Here is a 26,653-nt window from a genome sequence, read left to right as displayed (position 1 = left end):
TCGCCTGGATCTTTCAGCGCGAGGCGCTTTAAGCCGGTCAGGATGCCTTGAGGCTGGGGGTCGTGCCGCCGCTGTTCGACGCCTGGCGCTCGGCGCTTGCCGTCTCGGCGGCGTTGCCGCGGATCGCCCGCGACAGGGTCTCGGCCTTCCAGGCCCGCACCTTGTCGAGCGCCGCCTCGCGATGCAGCAGCCGGTAGCGGTCGAGGAACAGCCGGATCGCCTGCGGATGCGGGAACTCGCTCGCGTAGACCGCAACCGCGATCAGGAAGGCCCTGTCCTCGCTGAGGTCGAGCGCCTTGAGCGCCGCAAGCAGCGCGGCGTAGCTCGACTGCTCGGTCACCGAGCGGGCCGTGGCGAAATCGATGTCCAGGGCATCGGCAAGCGCCGTCTGGAAGAAGGCGGCGTTACCGGTCAGCGCCGTCTCGCGCAGCCTCACATAGGTTGGCTGGCCGAGGAAAAGGTTGACGGCGACACCTTCGCCGGCGGGGCGCATCATCGAACGCAGGCGGCGTCGCGCATCCTCTTCGGCGACTCCGGGATCCGGGCGGCGGTCTTGCGTCGTGGAAGCGGGCTCCGTTTTCGCCGGCGCGAGCTTGGTGACCGTGTCCGGTGGCCGCGTCTTGACCAGCGTCGGCTTCTCCAGCGCGCGGATCAGCTGGGCGATGGTCGGATTGAGCTCCTTGCGGCGGGCGATCGCGCGCGCGTGCGGCAGGCCGTGGCGACCGATCAGCGCGATGAGGTCGATGTCGCTCAGCGCCTTCGAGCGGGTGAGCAGCGCCGCCGCGATCTCGACCGGCTCCTCGGCCAGCCGCCGCACCAGCGCGGCCGGCGCGTACTCGCATTCGGAAAGGGCGGCGGCAACATAGCGGCGCGATTCGACCGAGACCTCGTCGAACAGCGGCAGCGTCAGATCCTCAAGCTGGGCGATCTCACGGCGCGAGGGCCGCGTCAGCGAGCAGAAGGCCGACACGGCGGCGCGGAACAGCCTTTCAGCTTTTCCCGCTTCGGTCCGGATAGCGATTTGCCTGAAATCCGAAGAAGACACGGAGGATACGCCCGACACTCGACACAGACCCTGCTTCGCGCCATCCGGCCTGGCCGGGTTACGCGTCTCCAGGGAACAAAGATCAAATTAGCCGCGATCCGTTAGCGCTCCGTTAACCCTCTGCCCGCCTTAATCAACTTTGGAGGCGTTGCGTTGTGCTCCGGTCCAACCGAGAGGAATGCGCGAACCATGGGCATGGTCCTGTCTTTTGTGCCGAGAACGGCACCGGTCAATCGAGTAAATCACGCTGCCGATACGGCGGCCGCGGTCATCATCTTCCCCGGCGTCCGCTACGAGCAGCAGCCGCAAGCCGGCGCGGCGCGCCCGGACGGGCCGGACAAGCCGGGGTCGCCGCGGCCTCCAGTGCCGCATCACTGATGCTGACTCAGTAGTCCTGCAACTCGCAGGCGCTCTGCTCGAGAAAGCGTGACACGATCGGCTTCCAGCTGTCGTCCGGCACGAAGGCGCGGACGACGAAGATGCCTTCCTCGATCGGCGCCTCGACGAAGATCGCGCCCTGCAATTCCTCCGGAAGATCGCGCCGCACGTCGATCATCTGCGCCGGCGTCAGCACAACGGCATCGAGCTTCTCGCTGTTCGCGTTGTGGTCGTTGAAGGAATAGATGTTGTGGCCGCTGCGGTCATAGACCGAAGCCGACCAGAACGGCACGTCGCCCGGCGCCCGGATCCGCACCAGCCCGTCGGCGAGGTCGAAGCGGCAGGCGGCCGCGTAGAACATCGGGTCGACCGACTTCACCACCGGCGCGCCGCCGGCTTCGGCGTCCAGACGCGTCATCTTGTAGAGGTCGGAGGCCATCGCCAGCCGTGACCAGGCATCGCGTTCCGAAAACTCCGGCACCAGGAACAGCACCACGATATGCACGATGCCGGCGCCAAGCAGGCCGAGGATCAGGGCGTGCAGCAGCCTACGCATGGCAGCCCGCCTTCAGGATGCGCGGCAGCGTCACGTCGGAGAGGCCCGTGCTCGAGGCGATCGGCGTGTCGTAGAAGGTCAGCACGAAATACATCCTGCCGAAACCGCTGGTAAGCAGCCAGTTACCGGGGGCAGGGCGGTCGCCGACCGAGATGGCGACCGCATTGTCGGGCTGGCGCAGCACCTCGTAGGATTGCAACGCTGCCTGTCTCGCCTTGCCGGTGCCGATGACGCCCAGCGACTGGTCGGCGGCATAAAGCGTCCAGAATCGGGCGGTCGGATAGCTGCCCTCGATCGTATAGGCGCATTGCCGCTTCAGCGGCTCGCCGGTCTCGTCGCGCTCGGCGACGAATGTGAGCCCCTCCGCCCGGCCGAGCGCCAGCACCCCCTCGCGGGCCACTCGCGCCTTCGAATAGGGGTCGGCGGTCTGGGTGCCGATTTCGGGGAAGGCGGTCCATTGGCCGATGCGGATCGCGCCGACGCCGTCCTGCGCGTTCAACGCATACCAGACGCTGCCGCCGCCCAGCCCGATGGCTATGGCAAGCGATAGCAGCGTGAGGAATGCGTTTCTGAGCATGAGGCCGGAAAAAGAGGAGTTGCTCGGGGATATCGCGGCGCGGGGCCTCGTGGCAAGCCGGCTCGCTCTATGGCGTGGCGATATTCAGGTGATACCGGCATGCAAATGGCGGCTTCCTCCTGCGGCGCCGTGGGTGGCCATCCAATCCGAGGCCTGTGCTTGAAGCCGCCGCCATTTCGCTCCACATCGATCGGGATGAAGGGCGAGACAGAAGAACGGCGTTGGAATTTGGCTTGGGCCTTGCCCGCGTCGCTGATCCTGCATGGCAGCGTTTCTGGTCTATGGCCTGCCGAGACCTTCCCAGCAGCCGGACCAGGAACAGCCGATCAATGTCGCGCTTGTGCCTCCGCCCGAGCCGCCGAAACCGAAACCTCAGCCCGCACCGCAGCCAAAGGAAAAGCCGCCCGAGCAGAAAGTCGAAAAGCCGCCTCCGCCGGAAAAGCAACCACCGAAGCCACCGCCAATCGCTGTGCTGGAGCCGGTTTTTCATTACGGCGACAAGGATACCGGGCCGAGGAAATCCCCGGATGGGGGCGGTGATCGAGACAACGCGCCGCCGGCCAAGGATAGCGATTCGAAGACGCCTGCCGTGCCGAAGCCTGCGGACAGCCAGCCTGCCGGCCCGGCAGACCTCGAGAAGCCGGCAACCGCCGCCGCGGATGCCAAACCCACACAGAGTGAGGAGAAGCAGGCAACTGAGGACGCGGATAAGCAGCAGGCAGACAAACAAGAGGCAGGAGCGCAAATCGCCGAAAAGCAGACCGCCGTGGCGCCAACGCCGTTGGGTGCTGAGAGCGATGGCAAAGTCGAGCTTCCGGCTGCAACCGAAAAGCCAAAGTCCAAACTCGCAAATGCGCTGAAGTTCAGGCCTGCGAGGCTCTCGAAGTCCCGAAGCAAGAGTGCCGGGGCGCCAAGTTCCACCAGTGCCGCCGTGTCTGCATCGCCGATCTATGCGGGCCTCCCGGGTGTTCGAAAGCTGTACTCGCGCGGCGCTACCGGTGATGCGCTGGCCGCAAGCTCCACGACTGGTGTGTCTCGCGACCAGCGGGTTGCCAACCTTTGCGGCAGCGTTTTGAACCAGGAATTGCGGGACGCCTCCTATTCTCCCAAATGGCTGCCATCGATTCCGCTGAAGGTGGGCAATGTTCTTAGCCCTCCAGAGGCCGCCTTCAGCACGACAACCACATGGTACCGCCTAAGCTTCCGGTGTGAGGTCGACGCCGATGCGACGAGGGTCTTGTCATTCAACTTCCGTGTCGGCGCTGAGATCCCACCCGGCGAATGGGCCCGTCTCAGATTGCCCAGTCTCCACTAAGCATGCCTCCCGAAAGTGGGAACCGGGTTTCGGGACAAAGATATGCGCAGGATATAAAACATGTCTCCCGGTTAACGGCTTCGGGACAAGGACGTGCGCACGATCAAAACCTAAAGCGCCGACAGCGTCTCCGGCAGGGTTGGCGCGTCGAGGACCGGCGCTGCCTGGAATGCCTTGGTCATGTCCCTCAGCATCTGGGTGGTGCGGCTGGAAAGCACCGGCGGGCGCTCGGCCTCCGCTTGCGCAGTGGCATCCGCGGCCTCCTTCTTCGCCGCCTCCTCGGCCTTGGCCGCCACCTCCGGGTCGACGAACGGATGATCGATACCTGGGATCGGCTTCAGGTCGATGTTCTGGTGCGCATAGACCATCAGCCGCTGCCACACCATCGCCGGCAGCGAACCGCCGGTCATCTTGTTGCTGGGCGTGAAGTCGTCATTGCCGAGCCAGACGGCGGCCGTGTAGTTGCCGGTGAAACCGACGAACCATGCATCGCGGTAGGATTGCGTGGTGCCGGTCTTGCCGGCGACGACGATGTTGGGAAGCTGCGCGCGCCTGGCCGTGCCGATCACCGGCACCGCGGCCAGCATGGTGTTCATGTATTTCAGCGCCTTTTCCGACAGCACCCGGTGGGGCGGCGGCGCGTCCTTGGTCCAGTCATAGACCACGTCGCCGGTGCGGGTGACGAGTTGGGTGATGCCGTGCCTGGAGCCGACGAAGCCGTTTTGCGCAAAGACGCTGTAGCCCGTCGCCTGATCCATCACCGTCATGAGGGATGTGCCGAGCACCATGGTCTTGTGCGATTCCAGCGGCGATTCGACACCCATCGATTCCGCCATAGCCTTGATCGGGGCGATGCCGAGATGATCCTTGGCGAGCCGCACCGGCACGGTGTTGATCGACTTGGCGATTGCGGTCAGCAGCGTGACATTGCCCGCCGATCCGCCGCTGTAATTGTGCGGCGACCAGTTGCCCCAGCTGACGGGGCCGCCGGAAACCACCGAGTCCGGCGTGAAGCCATGCTCCATCGCCGTGGCATAGACATAAGGCTTGAACGACGACCCGGTCTGGCGCAGTGCCTTGGTGGCGCGGTTGAACTGGCTTGCGCCATAGTCGCGGCCGCCGACGATGGCGCGCACCGCGCCGTTGGTCTCGATCACCACCACCGCGCCTTCGGTGACGTTGTATTCCTTGCCGAACTGGCGAAGGTGGTACTCGACCGACTCTTCCGCCGCCTTCTGGATATTGGCGTCGAAGGTCGTATGGGCAACCAGCGAATGCTGGCCTGGCTTGGCGATCTTCTTCACCTCGTCGAAGGCCCAGTCGAGGAAATAGTCGGGGCTCTTCTGTTCGCCGCGGTCGACGACATCGGCCGGATGCAGCCGCGCCTGCAGCACCTGTCCCTCGGTCATGAAGCCGGAATCGACCAGATTGGAGAGCACAACATTGGCGCGCGCGCGGGCGGCCGGCAGGTTGATGTGCGGCGCGTATTTGGTCGGCGCCTTGAACAGGCCGGCAAGCATCGCCGCCTCGGCGAGGTTCAGGTCCTTGACGCTCTTGCCGAAATAGAAATCCGCCGCCGCCTCGATGCCGAACGTGCCGCCGCCCATGTAGGCACGGTCGAGGTAGAGCTGCAGGATCTCCTTCTTGGAGAGGTTTGCCTCAAGCCATAGCGAGAGAAACGCTTCCTTGATCTTGCGCTCCAAGGTGCGCTCGTTGGAAAGGAACAGGTTCTTGGCGAGTTGCTGGGTGATGCTGGAGCCGCCCTGGACCACCGAATTGGCGCGCACATTCTCGAAGATCGCGCGCGACAGGCCGAGCACGTCGATGCCGTAATGATCGAAGAAGCGCCGGTCCTCGGTCGCCAGCACCGCCTTGATGACGATGTCCGGCATCTCGTCGACGGGCACGGAATCGCGCTGGATGATGCCGCGCTGGCCGATCTCGTTGCCGTAGCGGTCGAGGAAGGTGACGGCGAAGTCGCCCTGGTTGCGCCAGTCGCCGCCGGTAATCTCGAAGGCCGGCATGGCGAGCGCCAAAAGCACCACGAAGCCGCCGGCGCCCATGGTGAAGCCCTCGCTCAGCACCTCGATGATGGCGCGCCGCCAGCCGTGCAGGCGGAAACGGCGGGAAAAGATGGTTGCCGCTTCCCAGAATTCGCGCGCCTTGAAGCCGATCTCATAGAGAGACGAATCGAGCCACGCGTCGACAGCGAGAGCCGCCGAGGCGATCCGGCCTCTCCTCTTGCGTGGTTTCGAAGGACTTGCCATTCCAGACTTCCGCCCCAACGCGCTTTCGACCGAAACCCGCATGGACAGTTTCGGGCGCCACCCCTGCAAGACTAATCGGCCATTTTAGCACCGCTCACAAGGGCAGCGAAGCCACACCCAAGCTTTGTTGAACGCCAAGGTTGATTTTGCCTGGAGCAATTCCACGAAAGGTGTGCGCCGGTTTTCCGTCCGTAATTGCGCAAAAAGCAAATATTTGGAGCTCTATCACCGCGCTGCGATGAAGCGCATGAAATGCGCAACATCCGCCTCGGTCGGCTCCTGGCCGGTGAAGGCGCGCAGATAGGCGGCGAGATGGCTGACCCTGGCCTCGACCGGTTCCTTTAGGTCGAGCACGTAGTAGCCGATCTGCATATAATAGAGCACACGCGCCCGGATGAAGGCATTCTCCTCGTCATAGCCGTGTCGGCGGTACATGTCGCGGATAGCGGTGAGGCGATCGTCGTCGGCCTGGTCGATCATGCGCCGCACGTCGTCGGAACGGCGTGCCCATTCGCGGACGGCGAAATCGAGCCTCGGGTCGAACATGCGCTCGTCGGCCCAGCATTCGAACACGTTAAGCACGCCCATGATGATGGTTGCGGCCGGGCGCTGGGCGCGCTCGACGATCGCCTTGGTATTGGTCTCATGCCAATGCTTGAGCAACTGGTCGAGCAGATCCTGCCGGCTTTCGAAATACCAATAGAAGCTCGAGCGCGAGACACCGAGCTTCTGGCTCAGCGTGAGCACGCGCACGCTCTCGATTCCGTCTGAAATCAGCGTCTCGAGCGCCAGGTTGATCCAGTCCGAGCGCGTGACCTTGATGTTGCCGGGGACCGGTTCGGCCTGGGGAGAGGTCATGATCATGGCCGCACAATAGGCATAGCGCGAAACGCAGCGCAAGCTCTGGACAGAAGTGTCTAGACACATATGTCCAGGAGATATATCGTGAGAGCCTCCAACGAGAGGGAGAGGCTCGTGAAGTCGCATTACCGGGCAGTTGTCATCGGAGGAGGCGTGGTCGGCGCCTCGGTGCTCTACCATCTCACTCGGTTCGGCTGGAGCGATGTCGCGCTCATCGAACGGGCCGAATTGACGGCCGGCTCCACCTGGCACGCGGCCGCCGGCTTCCATGCGCTCAACGCCGATCCCAATGTCGCCGCGCTGCAGGACTACACGATCAAGCTCTATCGCGAGATCGAGGCCGAGTCCGGCCAGAACGCCGGTCTGCACATGACCGGCGGCGTCAACATGGCGAGCGACCCGCAGCGCTGGGAATGGCTGAAATCGGCGTGGGCGGTATTCCAGTCGGTCGGCATCGAGACGGCCCGCCTGGTGACGCCTGAAGAGATCAAGCAGATGTGCCCGATCGTCGATGTCAGCGATGTGCTGGGCGGCCTCTACGATTCCAACGAAGGCCATCTCGACCCTTATGGCACGACGCAGGCTTATGCGGGCGCTGCGAAGAAGCGCGGCGCCGACGTGATCCTGCGCAACCGCGTCGTCGAGCTGAAGCCGCGTGCCGATGGCGGCTGGGACGTCGTCACCGAGAAGGGCACGATCGTCGCCGAACATGTCGTCAATGCCGGCGGCCTGTGGGCCAAGCAGGTCGGGCTCATGGCCGGCGTCGACCTGCCGGTGACGCCGATGGAGCACCACTATTTCGTCACCGAGGACATTCCGGAAGTCGCTGCCCTCGACAAGGAGCTCGGCCTTGCCGTCGATCTCGACGGCTTCTCCTATCTGCGGCAGGAGCGGAAGGGCGTGCTGCTCGGCGTCTACGAGCAGAACCCAAAACACTGGAACATGGACGGCGCGCCCTGGGACTACGGCATCGAGCTCATCCCGGAGGACATCGACCGCATCAGCCCGGAACTTTCCAAGGCCTACCAGCGCTTCCCCTGCCTGGCGAAGGCCGGCATCCGCAAATGGGTGAACGGCGCCTTCACCTTCACGCCGGACGGCAATCCGCTGGTCGGCCCGGTCAGGGGGCTCAGCAACTACTGGGTCGCCTGCGGCGTCATGGCCGGCTTCAGCCAGGGCGGCGGCGTCGGCAAGTCGCTGGCCGAGTGGATGATCTATGGCGAGCCGCAGGCCGACATCTTCGGCATGGACATCGCCCGCTACGGCGCCTTCGCCGCCAACCGCGAGTATCTCAGGCAAACGACGCGCCAGTTCTACGCCCGCCGCTTCGTCATGACCTTCCCCAACGAGCGCCTGCCTGCCGGGCGGCCGCTCAAGCGTCCCGGCGCCTATGACGGCATGAGCGCCGCCGGCGCCGAGTGGACGGCGTCCTGGGGTCTGGAAATCCCGGCCTATTTCGCGCCGATGGGCTTTCGCGAGGAGACGACGCTGAAGCGCTCCAATGCCTTCGACATCGTCGGCGACGAGGTGCTGCAGGTCCGCCGCGCCGCCGGCCTCGTCGATACGACGGCCTTCTCGCGCTATGCCGTGTCAGGACCCGGCGCCGAGGCCTGGCTCGACCGGCTGCTCGCCTGCAGGCTGCCGAAGCCCGGCCGCGCGAAGCTTGCGCCGATGCTTGGCCATGACGGGCGGCTGAAGGGCGATCTCACCGTGCTCAACTGGGGCGGCGGCGAATACTGGATCATGGGCTCCTACTACCTGCGCGAATTCCACATGCGCTGGTTCGAGGCGCATATGGCCGAAGGCGTCTCCGTTACTGACATCTCCGACACTGTGTCCGGCTTTCTCGTCACCGGACCCAACGCAAGGAAGATCGTCGAACGCACCACCCATCGGGACATCTCCGCCAGGACCTTGCCGTTCATGGCCTGCAGCGTGTTCGACATCGGCATGGTACGTGCCCGCGTCGCCCGGCTGTCGATCGTCGGCGATCTCGGCTTCGAAATCAACTGCCCGGCCACCTTGCATTCGACCCTGCGCGAGACGCTGCTTGCCGCCGGCGAGGATCTCGGCCTCGCCGAGATCGGCTATTACGCGCTGAATGCGCTGCGGTTGGAAAAGAGTTTCGGCATCTGGTCGCGCGAGTTCACGCAAGGCTACACGCCTGGACAGACTGGGCTCGACCGTTTCATCGCCTTCGACAAGGGCGATTTCACTGGCCGCGAGGCGGCGCTCAAGGAACGCGAGGCGGGCGTCGCGCGACGGATCGTGACGCTGGAAGTCGACGCGGTCGACGCCGATGCCAGCGGCTTCGAGCCGGTCTGGCACAAGGGCCGCCGCGTCGGCTTCGTCACCTCCGGCGGCTACGGATACACCGTCGGCAAGAGCGTCGCCCTGGCGTTGGTCGACGACGAATTCGCCGCGCAGGGGACGGCGCTTTGCGTCCACATTGTCGGTGTCGAACGGCCGGCGCGTGTCATCGCGGCCTCGCCATACGACCCCGAAGGCAATGCGATGCGGCAATAGGGAGGACTGGACATGATGGACGAGGCCGCACGCGATCTGAGGCGTGAACGCAGGCGCGGACGAACCGGCGAGGCGGGCAGCGAGTCGAGCCGCCGTCCGAACTACCGTTCATTGAAGAATTCGTTCCTGCCGCAGCCTGTCTTCTCCGACGACCAGGTCGCCGCCATTCACGACACGGCGCTGCGCGTGCTGGAGGAACTCGGCATCAAGGTCCTGCTGCGCGAAGCGCGCGCTATCTTTGCCAGGGCCGGCGCGCTGGTCGACGAGGACAGCCAGATGGTGAAGATCGGCCGCGACATCGTGACGGCGGCACTTGCCGCCGCGCCGCGCTCGATCGCGACCCGAGCCGGCGATCGCTCCCGCGATCTCGATCTCGAACTCGGCACCATGACCTTCCTCGCCGGCTGCGGCGCTCCCAACGTCACCGATCTCGAGCGCGGCCGGCGGCCGGGCACGCTCCAGGCTTTCGAGGATTTCATCCGGCTGGTGCAGCATTTCGACGTGCTGCATATGCTCGGCCCCTGCGTCGAGCCGCAGGATGTCGACACCCGCTTTCGCCACTATGCCACCGGCCGGGCGCAACTGACGCTGTCCGACAAGGTGCCTTTCATCTTCGCGCGCGGCACGCCGCAGGTCGAGGACAGTTTCGAGATGGTCCGGCTGGCGCGCGGCCTCTCCGAGGACGAGTTCGTCGGCGGCGCCCACAGCTACACTGTCATCAACACCAACTCGCCGCGCCAGCTCGATATTCCTATGGCGCAAGGCATCATCGACTTTGCCCGTGCCGGCCAGATATCGATCATCACGCCTTTCTGCCTGGCGGGCGCCATGGCGCCGATCACGGTCGCGGGCGCGCTGACGCTGCAGCATGCCGAGGCGCTGGCCGGGCTGACGCTGGCCCAGGTCGTGCGCCCCGGAGCGCCGGTGGTCTACGGCTCCTTCTCCTCCAATGTCGACATGAAGTCGGGCGCGCCGGCCTTCGGCACGCCGGAGCATGTCAAGGCGACCTTGGGCGCCGGCCAGCTCGCGCGCTTCACCGGCCTGCCGTGGCGCTCCGGCGGCGGCAGCGCCGCCAATATTTCCGACGCGCAGGCCGCGCACGAGACGCAGTTCGCATTATGGGGCTCGGTGCTTGCCGGCGCCACCGTCTGCATCCACGCGGCCGGCTGGCTGGAAGGCGGCCTGAGCGTTTCCTTCGAGAAGCTGATCACCGACATCGAGGCCTTGCAGACGGTCGCCGAGCTTTGCGCCAAGACGCCCGGCGACGCCGACGCCATCGGCTTCGAGGCCATCGCCGAGGTGCAGCCTGGCGGTCATTTCTTCTCGGCCGCCCACACCATGACGCGCTACCGCACCGCCTTCTACGAACCGCTCGTCGCCGACTGGTCGAATTTCGGCAACTGGACGCAGTCCGGTTCGAAGAGCGCGACGGAGCGCGCCACCGGCATCTGGAAGCGGATCCTCTCCGATTTCCAGCCGCCGCAATCCGCAGCCGCCGCAACCGGCGTGCTCGACGAATTCATCGCGCGGCGCACCGAAGAAGGCGGCGCGGCGCCTGTGTCGTGAGTCCGAAAGCATAATATTTTCGAGACCTTCGCCGTTCACGCTACAGTCAAAGCGATTCGCGATCTGGTATCGGATCGCGAGCGTGGTTACGTTGCCGATCAGGTTTGCGACGAACCGAAGGCTGTTTGCGATGGACGATAGATGACGGCGCCTGGCGATTTGATGCAGGCCTTGTTCCTGAGGCTGAAGACCGACGCGTCCCTGTCGGCGCTGCTGGGCGGCGCCGGACTGCTCGAGCAGGCAAGCGACAAGGCGGCCTATCCCAACGTGACCTACGGCCGCACCAGCGCCTTCGATCTCGACACCGGTACCGACAACAATGACGACCAACTCATCACGTTGCATGTCTGGTCGAAGGCCCAGGGCGAGGCCGAGACGCGGCTCATCATGGACAGCATCAGGGCCCGTCTCGACGGCGCGGCGCTCTCCATCGGCCCGCGCGGTCAGACGCGCCTGTCGCTGGAATTCGCCGAGGCGCGCTATGACGAGGACCTTGCGGTCAATCACGGACTGCTGCGCTTTCGCGCGCTGACCCAGGAAAGCGCTTGAGAACAGTATCCCGGCTCTAAAGTTGTGCCTGGATCGCGGCCTTGTCGATGACCGACCAGACCTCGCGTATCCGCCCATCCTGGAAGTCATAGATGACGTTCTCGGCGAAGGAGACGCGCTTGCCGTTCACCGGCAGGCCGAACAGCATTCCCTTGGGCCTGCAGTCGAAATGCAGGCGTGCCGCCACGCGCGGCGGCTCTGCAACGAGGAGCTCGATGTTGAAACGCAGGTCGGGAATGGCCTGGAAATCGCCCTCCAGCATCCGGCGATAGCCCGAAAGCCCGACCGTCTCGCCATTATATTGCACCTCTTCGCCGACGAACCGGCCGAGATTGTCCCAGTCCTGTTCGTTGAGGCAGGCGATGTAGCCTTTGTAGCGGTCGGCAAGGTCCTCACGCGTCATGGCGTGCTCCCGTGGTCATTCACTTTACGGGCGCTAACTAGAGCACAATCGCGTGCCCGAAAACCGTAGCCGCACCGGTGATTTCCCGGCTATGAATTCGAGAGCACGGCTTGAGGAGGGCTGGGCAGCAGATCGCACTCATTGGTCTCGCGCAAAAACGAATACTAAGGGGGTATTGCGGGCATGGATTTTCGGCCGTTCACCGTTCATTTCACGTTCAGCACGGATGCGTTAGAACCGTGATCATGAAAACGCTCCGCTCCCATATCCGCACCGCGACGCTGGCGCTTGCCGCAGCCGGCCTTTTTGCGTCGCAGGCGATCGCCCTGCCGGTCACCCAGCCGTCGGTCGACGGGCCGGTCGTGCTTGCCGCCAGCGATTGCTACGCGATCGGCCAGCAGGTCGCCGCGCAGAATGGCGGCACGCTCGCCAAGGCCTCGCAGGCGACGCGCGGCGGCCAGCAGGTCTGCATCATCGTCGTGCTGGTGCCTGGCAAGGATGGCCAGCGCCCACGCCGCTCCGAGATCGTGGTGCCGCTGAACTGACCCCTTTTTCCCTCTGACAGGCTTCGTTTCCCAGGCCGGCGGAATCGGCCTATATCTCCACCCTCAACAGGCTCAAAACCATGCGCGTGCTCGTCGTCGAGGATGACAAGGATCTCAACCGGCAACTGGCGGATGCGCTGGTCGACGCCGGCTATGTCGTCGACCGCGCCTATGACGGCGAGGAGGGGCATTTCCTCGGCGACACCGAGCCTTACGACGCCGTCGTCCTCGATATCGGCCTGCCGCAGATGGACGGCATCAGCGTCGTCGAACGCTGGCGGCGCGGCGGGCGCAAGATGCCGGTGCTGATCCTGACCGCGCGCGACCGCTGGAGCGACAAGGTCGCCGGCATCGACGCCGGCGCGGACGACTATGTCACCAAACCTTTCCACATCGAGGAGGTGCTGGCGAGGGTGAGGGCGCTGATCCGTCGCGCCGCCGGACACGCTTCGTCCGAGCTCACCTGCGGGCCGCTGAGGCTCGACACCAAGGCCTCCAAGGCCGATGTCAGCGGCGTGCCGCTGAAGCTCACCTCGCATGAGTTCCGGCTGCTGGCCTATCTGATGCACCATATGGGCGAGGTGGTGTCGCGCACCGAACTGGTCGAACATCTCTACGATCAGGATTTCGACCGCGATTCCAACACCATCGAGGTGTTTGTCGGGCGGCTTCGCAAGAAGATGGGCATCGACATGATCGAAACCGTGCGAGGCATGGGCTATCGCATGCGAGAGCCGGAGGCGTGACGCGGAACCGCTGAAGCCAATGGGAACGTGGCTTTCCAGGCTGCGGCTCTGGCCGCGCTCGCTGACCTTCCGCGTCATCGGCTTTTCGACGATCTGGGCGATCCTGACGCTCGTCGTCATCTTCACCCTCATCACCACGCTTTACCGTCAGGCCAGCGAGCGCGGCTTCGACAGCCTGCTTTCGGCGCATCTGTTCAACCTGATCGGCTCCGTCGGCATCTCCGACAGCGGCGCGCTCACCGGTTCGCCTGACCTTGGCGATCTGCGCTTCTCCCAGCCGAATTCCGGCTGGTACTGGTCCGTCGAGCCTGCTTCCGAAGACGTCCACGGCGAGATCCATTCCTCCTCGATGACGACCTCGATCCTGTCGCCGAGCGTCGCCGAAGTGCCCTTCAACGCGAACTTCCAGCGCAGCTACGCGACCGAAGGCATCAAGGGCGAGGAGCTCGAAGTGTTCGAGAGCGAGTTCGTGCTCGACGCCAAGAACCGCGCCGCGCGCTTCCGCGTCATGGGCAACCACAGCGAGCTCGAGCAGGAGATCGCGAGCTTCCAGCGCCGCCTGCTCACCTACCTTTCGCTGTTCGGCGTCGGCATGATCGCCATCAACGCCATCGCCATCCTGCTCGGCCTGCAGCCCTTGCGCCGCGTGCGCAACGCGCTGGCCATGGTGCGCGAGGGCACCGCGCAGCGGCTCGACGGACGCTTCCCTGCCGAGATCGAGCCTTTGGCCAGCGAGACCAACGCGCTGATCGAGAACAACAAGCGCATCGTCGAGCGCTCCCGAACCCAGGTCGGCAACCTCGCCCACTCGCTGAAGACGCCGCTTGCCGTGCTGATCAACGAGGGCCGTGCGCTTGGCGGCGCCAAGGGCCAGCTCATCGCCGAGCAGGCCGCTTCGATGCAGAAGCAGGTCGACCACTATCTGCAGCGCGCCCGCGTCGCCGCCCAGCGCGACAGCGTCGTCTTCCGCACGCCGGTGAAGCCATTGGTCGAGCGCATGGTGCGTGTGCTGCAAAAACTCAACCCTCAGACGAAGATGACGCTGTCGCCGCCGCCCGCCGAGATCGTCTTTGCCGGCGAGCGCGAGGATCTGGAGGAATTGCTCGGCAATCTGCTCGACAATGCCATGAAATGGGCAAGGAGCGCAGTATCGGTCTCGGTCGCCACGGTTGCGGGAAGCGCCAACCTGTTTGAAATCGTTGTAGAGGATGACGGCCCCGGCATTCCCGAGGACAGCGCGCGGGAAGTGTTGAAGCGTGGCAAGAGACTGGACGAGACGAAGCCGGGGACCGGGCTGGGACTTGCCATTGTCGCCGACCTCGTCAACGAGTATGGAGGCGCCCTGGCGCTGGAAAGATCCGCCATGGGCGGCTTGAGGGCGGTGGTGAGATTGCGGAGCCTCCAGTGATGTTTTTTATCGATTTGCGCGCGGCCGGCTGCGGCCAAATTTCCGACAAATATCAACACTATGGCCTTGCCATCCTCGCGGATGGCGCGGCCCCCAATCCATCTCGCTCAAGAAGTCCAGCTCGCTCAAGAAATCCATCCCGTTCAAGAGAACCGGTTCCTGGCATGAAGATTCGCGTCGCGCTCGTTTCCGCCCTGATGGCCGTTTCGGGCTGCACCACGCTGGGCAGGGGTGGCCCGACCTCTCCGGTCACGCCTGTCGCCACGCCGCCGGCCGCCGGCAAGGTGGGAACCAGCATCGTCGCGGCGATGAATGGCGGGCTCATTGGCGGCTCGATCGGCTCCGGTTTGAGCGATGCAGAAAAGCGCAAGGGGCTGGAGGCGGAATACAAGGCGCTGGAATACAATACCAGCGGCCAGAAGGTGACATGGAAGGGCGACAGCTCGACCCATTACGGCGAGGTCGTTGCCGCCCAACCCTACCGTGTCGGCTCGCAGGACTGCCGCCAGTATACCCACACCGTGTACACCGGCACGTCGGGCGTTACCGCGCGCGGCACGGCCTGCCGCAATGCCGATGGCAGCTGGACGCCGCTGACCTAATTTTAGCCAACGGTCGTCGCGATTGATATCGATCAAGGCCGGGCGACGCATCCGCCGTCAAAGCGTCGCACGAAGGTCGTGTTGGCAGGGCAGGGCTCTGCCGTTATTGGAATAGCCATGCTGTTCTGGATCATAGCCGCAATGCTCACGCTCGGCGCCAGCCTGGCGGTCCTGCTGCCGCTGGCCGGCGGCCCGAAAGGCGCGTCGGCCGCCGGCGATCACGACCTCGAAGTCTATCGCGATCAGCTTTCCGAGCTCGACCGCGACATGGCGCGCGGCCTGATCCAGCCGGGCGAGGCCGAGGAAGCGCGTGCCGAGATCGGCCGTCGCATCCTGCGTCTCGGACCGAGCGCCCAGTCGGGCGTGGAAGTGTCGCGCCCCTCGCGAACCGCAAGGCTGGTCGCCACTGCCGCCGTGCTGGTTGTGCCGCTGGTGAGCTGGGGGCTTTACGGCGCGCTCGGCTCGCCGGACCTGCCGTCGCAGCCACTTGCAGAACGGCTCGCCAAGAGCCCGGCCGATTCCTCGGTCGACGAGCTGGTCGCCCGCGCCGAGGCGCATCTCGCCGCCAACCCGTCGGACGGCAAGGGCTGGGACGTGCTGGCGCCGGTCTATCTGCGCCTGCAGCGCTATACCGACGCGGTGACGGCCTATCGCAACGCCATCCGCCTCGACGGCGACAGTGCCGCCCGCCAGGCGGGCCTCGGCGAGGCGATCGCCAATGCGGCCGGCGGCATCGTCACGGCCGAGGCGCAAGGCGCCTTCGAGGCAGCCTTGAAGCTCGATCCCGCCAACCCCAAGGCGAACTTCTATCTGGCGATGGGGCTTGCCCAGGAAGGCAGGAAGGCCGAAGCCGCTGCCGCCTGGCAAAAGATGCTGGGTCGGCTAGCGCCGGATTCGCCCTGGCGCAGCGCCGTCCAGCAAGCGCTCGCCGAGACGGGTGAGCCGTCGGTTGCGGCGAGCACGCCGGCCAACGGACCGGATGCTCAAGCTGTCGAGGCGGCGCAGCAGATGTCGCCGCAGGACCGGCAGGCGATGATCGAGACCATGGTCGCCGGCCTTGACGACCGGCTGAAGCAAAATCCGCGCGACGAGGAAGGATGGATGCGGCTCATTCGTTCCTACGTCGTGCTCGGCAAGACCGATCAGGCGCGCGACGCGCTCGGCCGCGCTGTAGCCGCCTTCGGCGCCGACAGCGAGCAGGCCAAGAAATTCACCGCCCTTGCCGCCTCCCTCGGCGTGACGGCGACGGAGTAAGAGATGACCCGCAAGCAGAAGCGATTGTCGGTGATTGTGGCGGGGTTGGCCTTCCTCGGCGCTGCCGCCGGGCTCACCTTCTATGCGCTCGGCCAGAAGGCCTCCTATTTCTACATGCCGGCCGATCTCGCCACGGCGACCGTCCAGCCCGGGCAGCGCATCAGGCTGGGCGGGCTCGTCGAAAAGGGTACCATCGTGCGCGGGCAGGGCGCCACCGTCGCTTTCTCGGTCACCGACAAGGAGAAGTCGGTCAAGGTCACCTATACCGGCATCCTGCCCGACCTTTTCCGCGAGGATCAGGGCGTTATCACAGAAGGGACATTCGGCCCGGACGGTGTCTTCGTCGCCGACAGCGTTTTAGCCAAACATGACGAGCGCTATATGCCCAAGGAAGTCGCCGACGGCCTGAAGGCGAAGGGCGTCTGGCAGGAAAGCACGAACTGACAATGGTAGAGACCGGACATTTCGCCCTCGTCCTCGCCTTTGCGCTGTCGCTGGTGCAGATGCTGGTGCCGCTGGTCGGCGCCCGCACCGGCAACCAGCGGCTGATGGCGGTCGGCGGTCCGGTCGCGGTCACCGGCTTCGCGCTCACCGCGCTGTCCTTCGCGGCGCTCGCCGCCGCCTATGCCGGCTCCGATTTCTCTGTGGCGAGCGTCTGGGAGAACTCCCATTCGCTGCAGCCGATGATCTACAAGATCACCGGCACCTGGGGAAACCACGAGGGCTCGATGCTGCTCTGGGTGCTGATCCTGACCTTCTTCGGCGCGCTCGTCGCCGTTTTCGGCTCAAACCTGCCGGCGACGCTCAAGGCCAATGTGCTTGCCGTGCAGGGCATGATCGGCGCCGCCTTCTTCCTGTTCATCCTGGCGACGTCCAATCCCTTCATTCGGCTCAACCCGGCGCCGATCGAAGGCCGCGACCTCAACCCGATCCTGCAGGATCTCGGCCTCGCCGTTCATCCGCCGCTGCTCTATCTCGGCTATGTCGGTTTCTCGATCTGCTTCTCCTTCTCGGTCGCCGCCCTGATCGAAGGCCGCATCGACGCCTCCTGGGCGCGCTGGGTGCGGCCCTGGACGCTCGTCGCCTGGATGTTCCTGACCGGCGGCATCGCCATGGGCTCCTATTGGGCCTATTACGAGCTCGGCTGGGGTGGCTTCTGGTTCTGGGATCCGGTCGAGAACGCCTCCTTCATGCCCTGGCTCGCCGGCACCGCGCTGCTCCATTCTGCGATCGTCATGGAGAAGCGCTCGGCGCTGAAGATCTGGACGCTGCTGCTCGCGATCCTCACCTTCTCGCTGTCGCTGCTCGGCACCTTCCTGGTCCGCTCTGGCGTGCTGACCTCCGTGCACGCCTTCGCCACCGACCCCGCGCGCGGCGTCTTCATCCTCTGCATCCTGACGCTGTTCATCGGCGGCTCGCTGGCGCTGTTCGCTCTGCGTGCTTCCACGCTGACCGCTGGCGGCCTGTTCCACCCGACCTCGCGCGAAGGCGCGCTGGTCCTCAACAATCTCTTCCTCACAACGGCTGCCGCGACGGTCTTCGTCGGCACGCTTTACCCGCTGGCGCTCGAAGCCATCACCGGCGGCAAGATCTCGGTCGGAGCGCCGTTCTTCGACCTGACCTTCGGTCCGCTGATGCTGCCGTTGCTCGCCATCGTGCCGTTCGGGCCGCTGCTTGCCTGGAAGCGCGGCGATGTCTTCGCCGCGTCCCAGCGCCTGATGGCTGCCTTCGCACTGGCGCTCGCCGCGGTGCTCACCACCGGACTGTTCATCGACGGCGCCTCGGTCTTCGCCGCGATTGGCGTCGGGCTCGCCGTTTGGCTGGTCGCAGGCGCGCTTACCGACCTTGCCGTCAAATCAGGCGTCGGCTCGGTGGCGCCGGCCGTGATGCTGAGGCGCTTTGCCGGCCTGCCACGCTCGGTCTTCGGCACAGCCCTTGCCCATCTCGGCCTCGGGCTGACCTTGCTCGGCATCGTCGGCACGCTGTCGTTCGGCACCGAGAAGATCCTCACCATGCGCGCCGGCGAGACGGTGGAGCTTTCCGGCCACACGCTTCGCTTCGAGGGGCTCTTTCCTCGGAAAGGTCCGAACTTCACCGAGGATCGCGGCCGCTTCCAGTTGATAGGCGCTGATGGCAATGCCGATGGCGAGATCACCTCGGCAAAACGCTTTTATCCGGTGCGGCAGATGGTGACGACCGAGTCCGGCATCAGGACGCTGGGCTTGAGCCAGCTTTATCTGTCGCTCGGCGACGAAGGCAATGACGGCTCCGTCGTCGTGCGCCTGTGGTGGAAGCCGCTGGTGACGCTGATCTGGGGCGGCGGCCTGGTGATGATGGCAGGCGCCGCCATGTCGCTCGCCGACCGACGCCTGCGCGTCGGCGCGCCGGCCAAGCGGCGGACGCCGGCTGCCGCCGCCGCATCCGCGAGCCCGACATGAAGGCGAAATTTTCGCTCGCCTCGCTGGTCCTGCTGCTGGCCCTGGTCTTCGCCGGCGCCGCGCAAGCGGTGAAGCCCGACGAGGTGCTGCCCGACCCGGCATTGGAGGCGAGGGCGCGCGCTCTCTCCGAGGGCTTGCGCTGCATGGTCTGCCAGAACCAGTCGATCGACGAATCCGACGCCGACCTTGCCCGCGACCTGCGCATCCTCGTGCGCCAGCGCCTCGTCGCCGGCGACACCGACCAGCAGGTGATGGACTATATCGTTTCGCGCTACGGCGAGTTCGTGCTCCTGAAGCCGCGCTTCAGCCTGCGCAACGCGCTTTTGTGGGGCACGCCTGTGCTTCTGCTTTTGGCCGGCGGCATCTTCATTGTGCTGAGCGCCCGCTCGCGCCGTTCGGCATCGGTAGTGCTATCAGCGGAAGAGCAGGCGGCGCTGGATAAGATGCTGAGCCGCGACTGAGCCGGCCCGCACGACGAACATTACAAAACTTTCATGTATCGGAAATGGCGCCGTAATGTGCGCGGCTCTAATCCTCTTGCCCGAGGATGCTTCGCCTGAGCGCATCCCTTCGAAAGAGGATACGAAACCCATGAATATTGCCCCCAATTCATATTCCGGCACCCGCAAGCGCCTGATGGCCGCCGTCGCTTCCCTGGCTGTCGTCGGCGCGGTCGGCGCGGGCATGCTCGCCACCGGCACCGCCCCCGTGCTGGCCGATGCGGTGCGTGTCGAGGCGCCGCAGGTCCCGAGCTTCGCCGATGTCGTCGAGCACGTCTCGCCGGCGGTCGTCAGCGTCAAGGTCAAGGCCAAGGTCCAGCCGACGGCCGATGACGGTTCCGACGACCAGGACGGCTTCGACAACCTGCCCGACAATCCGCAGCTGCGCCGCTTCTTCAAGGAGTTCCGCGGCTTCGGCGACCAGGGTGGCCAGCAGTTCGGCATGCGGCCGTTCGGCCATCGCAACCACGGCAATGGCGGGCCGCGCCCGGTTGCCCAAGGCTCGGGCTTCTTCATTTCCGAGGACGGCTACCTCGTCACCAACAACCACGTCGTTTCGGAAGGCTCGGACTTCACCGTCGTCACCAATGACGGCAAGGAACTCGACGCCAAGCTGATCGGCACCGATCCGCGCACCGACCTCGCCGTGCTGAAGGTCGACGGCGGCGGCAAGTTCACCTATGTCGACTTCGCCGACGACTCCAAGATCCGCATCGGCGACTGGGTGGTGGCCGTCGGCAATCCGTTCGGCCTCGGCGGCACCGTCACGGCAGGCATCGTCTCGGCCCGCGGCCGCGACATCGGCGCCGGCCCCTATGACGACTTCATCCAGATCGATGCCTCGGTCAACCGCGGCAATTCCGGCGGCCCGACCTTCAACCTCAACGGCCAAGTGATCGGCATCAACACCGCCATCTTCTCGCCGTCAGGCGGCAGCGTCGGCATCGCCTTCGACATTCCGGCCTCGACCGCCAAGCAGGTCGTCGAAGACCTGATGAAGAACGGCTCCGTGCAGCGCGGCTGGCTCGGCGTCGAAATCCAGCCGGTCACCTCCGACATCGCTGAGTCGCTCGGCCTGAAGTCGGACAAGGGCGCGCTGGTTTCGAGCGCCCAGGACGCCGGTCCCGGCAAGAAGGCCGGCATCGTGGCCGGCGACGTCATCACCCAGGTCGACGGCAAGGATGTCGCCTCGCCGAAGGAACTTGCCCGCGTGATCGGCGCCTATCAGCCCGGCAAATCGGTCGACGTCACCGTCTGGCGCAACGGCAAGAACGAGACGGTCAAGGTCGATCTCGGGACCCTGCCTTCGAGCGACAAGCAGGCCTCGAATGACGACAACAACAAGCAGTCGGCGCCTGCCGCCAAGGCCGACACGCTTTCCGATCTCGGCCTGACCGTCACCAAGTCGGAAAACGGCAAGGGCCTTGTGGTAACCGATGTCGACCCGGAAAGCGATGCGGCCGACCGCGGCATCCAGCCCGGCGACGTCATCACCTCGATCAATTCGAACGAGGTGAACACCACCGACGACGTCTCCAAGGCGATGACGGACGCCGCCAAGGCGGGCCGCAAGGCCGTGCTGATGCAGATCACCCGCGACGATAGCAACCGCTTCGTCGCGCTGCCGGTCGGCAAGGGCTGATCTGATAGAGCGGTTCATCGTTCACGGACACGCGGAACCGCTCTGTCGCTTTGTTTGACGCAATTCCGAACGGAAAGCCGCTTCACGCTTTTCCCGGAATTGCTCTGGCGACTTTTCCTTGCAGCGGCGTCAACACCCCCGAGCCGCCGCCGGGAAAACATGGGGCCGAGCACGTCAGTCAGTCACCGTGTTTCGCTCCTGGCGGCAGCGGGTTCCCATCACCCGCTGCCGCTTTACCGGTTTCGGGATCACGACATGCGGCTGGTGAACACAAAGGCGCGGAGTCATGGCTGCCCCTCAACCTTCCAGTGAAATCGCGTATAACGGCTCCATGAAGATTCTCGTCATGGAAGACGATCGCGAGGCTGCGGACTATCTCAAGAAAGCTTTCGCCGAGGCGGGCCACACCGCCCATGTCGCCGGCGACGGCGAGACCGGTTTCGCGCTGGCCGATGCCGGCGACTATGACGTGATGGTGGTCGATCGCATGATGCCGCGCCGCGACGGCCTGTCGGTGATCGCAGCGCTCCGCTCGCGCGGCAACACCACGCCGGTGCTGATCCTGTCGGCGCTAGGCGAGGTCGACGACCGCGTCACCGGCTTGCGCGCCGGCGGCGACGACTACCTGACCAAGCCTTACGCCTTTTCCGAACTGCTCGCCCGCGTCGAGGTACTCAACCGCCGCGCCAGTGCGCGCGAGTCCGAGACGGTCTACCGCGTCGGCGACCTCGAGCTCGACCGGCTTTCGCATTCGGTCAAGCGCGCCGGCCGCGAGATCACGCTGCAGCCGCGCGAGTTCCGCCTGCTCGAATATCTGATGCGCCATGCCGGCCAGGTGGTGACGCGCACAATGCTGCTCGAGAATGTTTGGGACTATCATTTCGACCCGCAGACCAACGTCATCGACGTCCACGTCTCGCGCCTGCGCGGCAAGATCGAAAAGGGCTTCGACAAGCCGATCCTGCATACGATCCGCGGCGCCGGCTACATGCTGAAAGGCGGCTAGGGAGCAAATGGCTCTTTCCCTGCCGGCCATCATGAGGACGACGGCAGCCCGGCTTTCGGCGCTTTATCTCCTGCTCTTCGCGCTCTGCGCTGTGCTGCTGGTCTTCTACATGACCTCGTTGTCGGCGCGCATGCTGACCGCGCAGACCCAGGAGACCATCAACGACGAGGTGCTGGGCCTCGCCCAGGCCTACCAGCGCGGCGGTCTGCCGGTGCTGGTGCGCGTGGTCGAAAACCGCTCTCGCCAGCCCGGCGCCAATCTCTATCTGATCGCCGACACCAACGGCCAGATCCTGACCGGCAACGTGCAGAGCCTGGCGCCGGGGGTCATCGAGACCGAGGGTTGGACCACCGAGCCTTTTTCCTACCAGCGCTTCGGCGAGGGCGAGCTCGATCGGTTGCGCAGCGGGGCGGCGGACCAGACGCCCCAGACGCCCCAGACTGGTGAGATCAGTCCGCAGTCCGAAGGCGAGAAGGGCCACAATGCGATCGCGCTGGTGCTGAGACTCCCCAACCAGATGATCATGCTGGTCGGGCGCGACCTCGGCGAGCCCGAACGCTTCCGCGCCGTCATCAGGCGTTCGCTGATGCTGGCGCTGGGGATGATGGGGCTCGGCGGGCTTTTGATCTGGTTCTTTGTCGGGCGCGCGGCGCTGAAGCGCATCGATAGCGTGTCCGACGCAAGCCGCCGCATCATGGGCGGCGACCTTTCCGGACGCCTGCCGGTCACCGGCGCCGGCGATGAATTCGACCGCCTGTCGGCAAACCTCAACACGATGCTCGCCCGCATCGCCATGCTGAACGAGGGGCTGAAGCAGGTCTCCGACAACATCGCCCACGACCTGAAGACGCCGCTGACCCGGCTGCGCAACCGGGCCGAGGCCACACTTGCCGGCAAGCACAAGACGACCGACTACCGTCAGGCGCTGGAGGGCACGATCGCCGAGTCCGACCAGCTCATCAAGACGTTCAACGCGATCCTGATGATCTCGCGTCTGGAGGCCGGCTACTCCTCCGAGACGACCAGTCCGGTCGACCTGGCCGCCACGGTGAGCGATGTCGTCGAGCTCTACGAGCCGGTGGCGGAGGAGGCGGGCGTTGCGCTGGAGGCCACCGTACCCGAAGCCGTCACCATCAACGGCAACCGCGAGCTGATCGGCCAGGCGCTGTCGAACATCGTCGACAACGCGATCAAATACTCGACCGGCGCCGCCGAGAGCCCGAAAGTGCTGGTCACGCTGTCGCGCGCGGGCGGCGAGATCAAGCTCACCGTCACCGACAATGGTCACGGCATCCCCGACGACGCCGACCGCGCCAGGGCCACCGAGCGCTTCGTGCGGCTGGAAAAGAGCCGTTCGCAGCCGGGTTCGGGCCTGGGGCTCAGCCTCGCCAAGGCGATCATGACTTTCCACAGCGGCAGGCTTGATCTTGTGCCCGCCAATCCCGGATTGTCCGTAGTCATGAGTTTCCCGGTACGGGAGACGCATTGATGGCGGCGAGGATGGCAAAGAAGAAGATCGAAAACGGATGGCAGCTCCACCCGACGCTGGCGCTTCGCCCACTCGACGGCGACCATGCGCGGCGGGAATTGTCCGAGATCGCGGACGCCGCCGAGGAAGACGGCCTTGTGCGTCTCGCTACGTTCCTGGCAGGCGAGGGACCGCCGCAGGATCTGCTTGCCGCCATCTTCGACCTGTCGCCGTTCCTGCGCGACACGGCCCGCCGCCGGCCGGCCATCCTCGACACGCTGTTCGACCAGACGATCGAAGCGCGGCTCAACGAGATCGGCAAAGCGATCGGCCGCGCGGCGCGGGCCGAGACTGTTTCGGAAACCAGCCTGATGATGGAGCTCAGGCAATGGAAGGCCGAAGCGCATTTCCTGATTGCGCTTGCCGACCTTTCAGGCGAGGCCGAGACCATGGTGACGGTGCGCCGTCTCAGCGACCTGGCCGATGCCTCAACACGTGCCGCCGTCGATTTCCTGCTCTTGGACGCGCACGGGCAGGGCAAGCTCAAGCTGCCCGATCCGAAGGAGCCGGCGCGCGGCTCGGGCTGGATCCTGCTCGGCATGGGCAAGCTCGGCGCGCATGAGCTGAATTTCTCCTCCGACATCGACCTCGTCGTCTTCTTCGATCCCGATGCGCCGGCCGTCGTCGATCCGCTCGACGCGACGGAGCTGTTCTCGCGCCTCACCCGCCGCCTCGTGCGCATCCTGCAGGACCGCACCGAGCACGGCTATGTCTTCCGCACCGATCTGCGGCTGCGTCCCGATCCCGGCTCGACGCCGCTGGCGATCCCGGTCGAGGCGGCGCTTCGCTATTACGAGGCGCGAGGCCAGAACTGGGAGCGCGCCGCCATGATCAAGGCGCGGCCGGTGGCCGGCGACCTCGCTGCGGGTGTCGCCTTCCTCAAGGAATTGCTGCCCTATGTCTGGCGCAAATACATGGACTATGCCGCGATCGCCGACGTCCATTCGATCAAGCGCCAGATCCATGCCCACAAGGGCCATGGCGAGATCGCGGTCAAGGGCCACAACGTCAAGCTCGGCCGCGGCGGCATTCGCGAGATCGAGTTCTTCGTTCAGACGCAGCAACTGATTGCCGGCGGCCGCTTCCCGGAGCTGCGCGGCCGCGAGACGGTGCCGATGCTCGGCGCGCTCGCCGCGCGCGGCTGGATCACGGCGGATGCGCGCGACGCGCTCACCCGGCAATACTGGTTCCTGCGCCGTGTCGAGCACGCCATCCAGATGGTGGCCGACGAGCAGACGCATGTCCTGCCTGACGATGACGAGGAGCTGGAGCGCATCGCGCTGATGCTCGGCTTTGCCGGCGAGGCGGCGTTTGCCGAAGCCTTCCGCGCCTCGCTGCAGCAGGTCGAGCGCCATTACGCGGCGCTGTTCGAGACGGCGCCTGAACTCTCGGCCGGCGTCGGCAACCTGGTCTTCACCGGCGATGTCGACGATCCCGACACGCTGCAGACCTTGCATCGCCTCGGTTTCCAGCGGCCAAGCGACATCTGCCGCGTCATCCGCGGCTGGCATTTCGGCCGCTACCGCGTCACCCAGTCGGCGGAAGCGCGCGAGCGGCTGACGGAGCTGACGCCAGCGCTGCTGCAAGCCTTCGGCCAGACGCGGCGCGCCGATGAAGCGCTGATTCGCTTCGACGAGTTCCTCGCCGGCCTGCCGGCCGGCATCCAGCTCTTCTCGCTGCTGCAATCGAACCCTGCGCTGCTCAAGCTTATGGCGACGATCATGGGCGCGGCGCCGCGGCTCGCCGCCATCATCACACGCCGCCCGCATGTCTTCGATGGTCTGCTCGACCCGGCGCTGCTCACCGAACTGCCGGACCGAGCCTATCTTTCGGCGCGTCTTGCCGCCTTCCTCGAGGGCGACCGCGCCTATGAGGACGTGCTGGATCGCCTCCGCATCTTCGCCTCCGAGCAGAAATTCCTGATCGGCGTGCGCCTGCTGGCCGGTTCGATCGATCCCGCGCGGGCAGGGCGCGCCTTCTCCGACCTCGCCGACCTCACCATCGAGGCCGCGCTCAACGCGGTCATTGCCGAGTTCGCGCAGCGCCACGGCAGGATCGCAGGCGGCAGAGTGGCGCTGCTCGGCATGGGCAAGCTCGGCAGCCGCGAGCTTACCGCCGGCTCCGACGTCGACCTCATCCTGCTCTACGATCACGATGCGGATGCGGAGGACTCCGATGGCGAGAAGCCGCTGGCGCCGTCGCACTACTATACCCGCATGACGCAGCGGCTGATTGCTGCCGTCTCCGCGCCGACCGCCGAAGGCGTGCTTTACGAGCTCGACCTTCGCCTGCGCCCATCCGGCAACAAGGGGCCGGTCGCCACGCATGTCGACGCTTTCAAGAAGTACCAGCGTCAGGACGCTTGGACCTGGGAGCACATGGCGCTGGCCAGGGCACGCGCCATCGGCGGTGACGCTGAACTCTGCGCCGAGGTCGAGGAGGATGTCGCGGCGGTGCTCGCGATGCCGCGCGACGGCGCCAAGGTGAAGGCGGAAGCCTCCGAGATGCGGGCGCTGATCGAAAAGGAAAAGCCGCCGCGCGACCTCTGGGACATCAAGCTGATCCCCGGCGGCCTCATCGACCTCGAATTCATTGCCCAGGTGGCGGTCATCACCGGCAATGTCGAGCCCGGCCGCCGGATCACGGCGACGGCGGACGTGCTGGCGCGGCTCGCGCCCCAATTCGCCGGCGTCGATGTCAGGCAGGAGCTTTGCGAGGCCTGGCGGCTCTATCTCGCCCTGACACAGATGATCAGGCTTTGCCTTACCGGTGAGTTCCAGCGCGACGATGTCCCGCCGGGGCTTTCGGATCTGCTTCTGGCGGTCACCGACCTGCCGGATTTCGGTGTGCTGGAAGCACATCTCAAGCAGACGTCGCGGAAGGTCCGGAAGGATTTCGACCTTCTGCTTCGTGCGGACGCGGCCTCGCGGGATTGACCCGC

The 26,653-nt window shown here is 65.5% G+C and carries 23 protein-coding genes; 17 read left to right on the top strand and 6 right to left on the bottom strand.

The genetic code is table 11. The features are described 5' to 3' along the window. Window positions 1–37 precede the first annotated feature (37 nt). A complete protein-coding gene (locus EN853_RS20405; RefSeq protein ID WP_127861262.1) occupies window positions 38–1,045 on the bottom strand; it encodes a hypothetical protein in 1,008 nt (335 codons plus the stop codon). Between the two features lie 195 nt (window positions 1,046–1,240). Between EN853_RS20405 and EN853_RS20400 the strand changes: the two genes are divergently transcribed. Then, window positions 1,241–1,423: a hypothetical protein gene (locus EN853_RS20400; RefSeq protein ID WP_245517132.1), complete on the top strand. Its 183-nt coding sequence runs from the start codon at window positions 1,241–1,243 to the stop codon at window positions 1,421–1,423. A 7-nt stretch (window positions 1,424–1,430) separates the two neighbouring features. Here the strand turns inward: EN853_RS20400 and EN853_RS20395 are convergent, their stop codons facing one another. Next, window positions 1,431–1,979 (bottom strand): DUF1254 domain-containing protein, encoded by a 549-nt coding sequence (locus EN853_RS20395; protein ID WP_127861264.1) that lies wholly within the window; start codon window positions 1,977–1,979, stop codon window positions 1,431–1,433. Beyond that, window positions 1,972–2,556 (bottom strand): DUF1214 domain-containing protein, encoded by a 585-nt coding sequence (locus tag EN853_RS20390; protein WP_127861265.1) that lies wholly within the window; start codon window positions 2,554–2,556, stop codon window positions 1,972–1,974. Before EN853_RS20390 ends, EN853_RS20395 begins: the two co-directional genes overlap by 8 nt. Window positions 2,557–2,818: 262 nt before the next feature. Between EN853_RS20390 and EN853_RS20385 the strand changes: the two genes are divergently transcribed. Next, window positions 2,819–3,871 (top strand): DUF930 domain-containing protein, encoded by a 1,053-nt coding sequence (locus EN853_RS20385; RefSeq protein ID WP_348631595.1) that lies wholly within the window; start codon window positions 2,819–2,821, stop codon window positions 3,869–3,871. Window positions 3,872–3,981: 110 nt separating this feature from the next. Here the strand turns inward: EN853_RS20385 and EN853_RS20380 are convergent, their stop codons facing one another. Both EN853_RS20380 and EN853_RS20375 read right to left on the bottom strand, forming a co-directional pair. Next, complete coding sequence (locus EN853_RS20380; RefSeq protein ID WP_127861266.1) at window positions 3,982–6,138, bottom strand: penicillin-binding protein 1A; 2,157 nt, start codon at window positions 6,136–6,138, stop codon at window positions 3,982–3,984. 225 nt (window positions 6,139–6,363) lie between these two features. After that, window positions 6,364–7,002 (bottom strand): TetR/AcrR family transcriptional regulator, encoded by a 639-nt coding sequence (locus EN853_RS20375; protein WP_127861267.1) that lies wholly within the window; start codon window positions 7,000–7,002, stop codon window positions 6,364–6,366. A 111-nt stretch (window positions 7,003–7,113) separates the two neighbouring features. Here EN853_RS20375 and EN853_RS20370 point away from each other — a divergent pair, with 111 nt between their 5' ends. The 3 genes from EN853_RS20370 to EN853_RS20360 all read left to right on the top strand — a co-directional run bounded on the left by EN853_RS20370 (window position 7,114) and on the right by EN853_RS20360 (window position 11,640). Beyond that, window positions 7,114–9,525, top strand: a complete 2,412-nt coding sequence (locus EN853_RS20370) for an FAD-dependent oxidoreductase (protein WP_127861268.1) — start codon at window positions 7,114–7,116, stop codon at window positions 9,523–9,525. Between the two features lie 12 nt (window positions 9,526–9,537). After that, window positions 9,538–11,091, top strand: a complete 1,554-nt coding sequence (locus tag EN853_RS20365; RefSeq protein WP_127861269.1) for a trimethylamine methyltransferase family protein — start codon at window positions 9,538–9,540, stop codon at window positions 11,089–11,091. A gap of 141 nt (window positions 11,092–11,232) precedes the next feature. Next, window positions 11,233–11,640 carry a DUF3168 domain-containing protein gene (locus EN853_RS20360; protein ID WP_127861270.1) on the top strand — a complete coding sequence of 136 codons (408 nt, stop codon included), beginning with the start codon at window positions 11,233–11,235 and terminating at the stop codon, window positions 11,638–11,640. Window positions 11,641–11,656: 16 nt separating this feature from the next. Here EN853_RS20360 and EN853_RS20355 read toward each other — a convergent pair whose 3' ends face one another. Beyond that, window positions 11,657–12,043, bottom strand: coding sequence for an ester cyclase (locus EN853_RS20355; protein ID WP_127861271.1), 387 nt, complete (start codon window positions 12,041–12,043; stop codon window positions 11,657–11,659). A gap of 245 nt (window positions 12,044–12,288) precedes the next feature. On the opposite strand from EN853_RS20355, the gene EN853_RS20350 reads away from it, so the two are divergent. From EN853_RS20350 to EN853_RS20295, 12 genes are all read left to right on the top strand, one after another. After that, window positions 12,289–12,588, top strand: a complete 300-nt coding sequence (locus tag EN853_RS20350) for a hypothetical protein (RefSeq protein ID WP_127861272.1) — start codon at window positions 12,289–12,291, stop codon at window positions 12,586–12,588. Between the two features lie 80 nt (window positions 12,589–12,668). Continuing rightward, window positions 12,669–13,334 (top strand): response regulator transcription factor, encoded by a 666-nt coding sequence (locus EN853_RS20345; RefSeq protein ID WP_126085102.1) that lies wholly within the window; start codon window positions 12,669–12,671, stop codon window positions 13,332–13,334. Window positions 13,335–13,353: 19 nt separating this feature from the next. Continuing rightward, on the top strand, window positions 13,354–14,742 hold the full coding sequence (locus tag EN853_RS20340) for an ATP-binding protein (RefSeq protein ID WP_127861273.1): 1,389 nt from the start codon (window positions 13,354–13,356) through the stop codon (window positions 14,740–14,742). 164 nt (window positions 14,743–14,906) lie between these two features. Further along, window positions 14,907–15,344: a hypothetical protein gene (locus EN853_RS20335; protein ID WP_127861274.1), complete on the top strand. Its 438-nt coding sequence runs from the start codon at window positions 14,907–14,909 to the stop codon at window positions 15,342–15,344. A gap of 117 nt (window positions 15,345–15,461) precedes the next feature. Further along, window positions 15,462–16,598 (top strand): c-type cytochrome biogenesis protein CcmI, encoded by a 1,137-nt coding sequence (gene ccmI, locus EN853_RS20330; protein WP_127861275.1) that lies wholly within the window; start codon window positions 15,462–15,464, stop codon window positions 16,596–16,598. A gap of 3 nt (window positions 16,599–16,601) precedes the next feature. Next, window positions 16,602–17,042: a cytochrome c maturation protein CcmE gene (ccmE, locus tag EN853_RS20325; RefSeq protein WP_127861276.1), complete on the top strand. Its 441-nt coding sequence runs from the start codon at window positions 16,602–16,604 to the stop codon at window positions 17,040–17,042. A gap of 2 nt (window positions 17,043–17,044) precedes the next feature. After that, on the top strand, window positions 17,045–19,036 hold the full coding sequence (locus EN853_RS20320; RefSeq protein ID WP_127861277.1) for a heme lyase CcmF/NrfE family subunit: 1,992 nt from the start codon (window positions 17,045–17,047) through the stop codon (window positions 19,034–19,036). After that, window positions 19,033–19,497: a cytochrome c-type biogenesis protein gene (locus tag EN853_RS20315; RefSeq protein ID WP_127861278.1), complete on the top strand. Its 465-nt coding sequence runs from the start codon at window positions 19,033–19,035 to the stop codon at window positions 19,495–19,497. Before EN853_RS20320 ends, EN853_RS20315 begins: the two co-directional genes overlap by 4 nt. Before the next feature lie 130 nt (window positions 19,498–19,627). After that, window positions 19,628–21,178 (top strand): Do family serine endopeptidase, encoded by a 1,551-nt coding sequence (locus tag EN853_RS20310; protein ID WP_127861279.1) that lies wholly within the window; start codon window positions 19,628–19,630, stop codon window positions 21,176–21,178. A 331-nt stretch (window positions 21,179–21,509) separates the two neighbouring features. Then, a complete protein-coding gene (locus EN853_RS20305; protein ID WP_127861280.1) occupies window positions 21,510–22,184 on the top strand; it encodes a response regulator transcription factor in 675 nt (224 codons plus the stop codon). A gap of 7 nt (window positions 22,185–22,191) precedes the next feature. Next, entirely contained in the window at window positions 22,192–23,673 is a 1,482-nt protein-coding gene (locus EN853_RS20300) for a HAMP domain-containing sensor histidine kinase (RefSeq protein ID WP_127861281.1), read from the top strand. Then, window positions 23,673–26,648 (top strand): bifunctional [glutamine synthetase] adenylyltransferase/[glutamine synthetase]-adenylyl-L-tyrosine phosphorylase, encoded by a 2,976-nt coding sequence (locus EN853_RS20295; protein WP_167524539.1) that lies wholly within the window; start codon window positions 23,673–23,675, stop codon window positions 26,646–26,648. The genes EN853_RS20300 and EN853_RS20295 overlap by 1 nt, the downstream gene beginning before the upstream one ends. Window positions 26,649–26,653: the final 5 nt, after the last annotated feature.

The sequence above is a fragment of the Mesorhizobium sp. M1C.F.Ca.ET.210.01.1.1 genome, from assembly GCF_004791585.1.
Classification (GTDB): Bacteria; Pseudomonadota; Alphaproteobacteria; order Rhizobiales; family Rhizobiaceae; genus Mesorhizobium.
Note: the sequence above shows the minus strand (reverse complement) of the source record. Positions and strands in the feature narration are given on the sequence as shown.

Bases quoted from the DNA above. Each gene is read 5' to 3' on its own strand.
- EN853_RS20400 (WP_245517132.1), top strand. From the start codon at position 1,241: ATGGTCCTGTCTTTTGTGCCGAGAACGGCACCGGTCAATCGAGTAAAT.
- EN853_RS20395 (WP_127861264.1), bottom strand. From the start codon at position 1,979: ATGCGTAGGCTGCTGCACGCCCTGATCCTCGGCCTGCTTGGCGCCGGC.
- EN853_RS20390 (WP_127861265.1), bottom strand. From the start codon at position 2,556: ATGCTCAGAAACGCATTCCTCACGCTGCTATCGCTTGCCATAGCCATC.
- EN853_RS20385 (WP_348631595.1), top strand. From the start codon at position 2,819: ATGGCAGCGTTTCTGGTCTATGGCCTGCCGAGACCTTCCCAGCAGCCG.
- EN853_RS20380 (WP_127861266.1), bottom strand. From the start codon at position 6,138: ATGGCAAGTCCTTCGAAACCACGCAAGAGGAGAGGCCGGATCGCCTCG.
- EN853_RS20375 (WP_127861267.1), bottom strand. From the start codon at position 7,002: ATGATCATGACCTCTCCCCAGGCCGAACCGGTCCCCGGCAACATCAAG.
- EN853_RS20365 (WP_127861269.1), top strand. From the start codon at position 9,538: ATGATGGACGAGGCCGCACGCGATCTGAGGCGTGAACGCAGGCGCGGA.
- EN853_RS20360 (WP_127861270.1), top strand. From the start codon at position 11,233: ATGACGGCGCCTGGCGATTTGATGCAGGCCTTGTTCCTGAGGCTGAAG.
- EN853_RS20355 (WP_127861271.1), bottom strand. From the start codon at position 12,043: ATGACGCGTGAGGACCTTGCCGACCGCTACAAAGGCTACATCGCCTGC.
- EN853_RS20350 (WP_127861272.1), top strand. From the start codon at position 12,289: ATGAAAACGCTCCGCTCCCATATCCGCACCGCGACGCTGGCGCTTGCC.
- EN853_RS20345 (WP_126085102.1), top strand. From the start codon at position 12,669: ATGCGCGTGCTCGTCGTCGAGGATGACAAGGATCTCAACCGGCAACTG.
- EN853_RS20340 (WP_127861273.1), top strand. From the start codon at position 13,354: ATGGGAACGTGGCTTTCCAGGCTGCGGCTCTGGCCGCGCTCGCTGACC.
- EN853_RS20335 (WP_127861274.1), top strand. From the start codon at position 14,907: ATGAAGATTCGCGTCGCGCTCGTTTCCGCCCTGATGGCCGTTTCGGGC.
- ccmI (WP_127861275.1), top strand. From the start codon at position 15,462: ATGCTGTTCTGGATCATAGCCGCAATGCTCACGCTCGGCGCCAGCCTG.
- ccmE (WP_127861276.1), top strand. From the start codon at position 16,602: ATGACCCGCAAGCAGAAGCGATTGTCGGTGATTGTGGCGGGGTTGGCC.
- EN853_RS20320 (WP_127861277.1), top strand. From the start codon at position 17,045: ATGGTAGAGACCGGACATTTCGCCCTCGTCCTCGCCTTTGCGCTGTCG.
- EN853_RS20315 (WP_127861278.1), top strand. From the start codon at position 19,033: ATGAAGGCGAAATTTTCGCTCGCCTCGCTGGTCCTGCTGCTGGCCCTG.
- EN853_RS20310 (WP_127861279.1), top strand. From the start codon at position 19,628: ATGAATATTGCCCCCAATTCATATTCCGGCACCCGCAAGCGCCTGATG.
- EN853_RS20305 (WP_127861280.1), top strand. From the start codon at position 21,510: ATGAAGATTCTCGTCATGGAAGACGATCGCGAGGCTGCGGACTATCTC.
- EN853_RS20300 (WP_127861281.1), top strand. From the start codon at position 22,192: ATGGCTCTTTCCCTGCCGGCCATCATGAGGACGACGGCAGCCCGGCTT.
- EN853_RS20295 (WP_167524539.1), top strand. From the start codon at position 23,673: ATGGCGGCGAGGATGGCAAAGAAGAAGATCGAAAACGGATGGCAGCTC.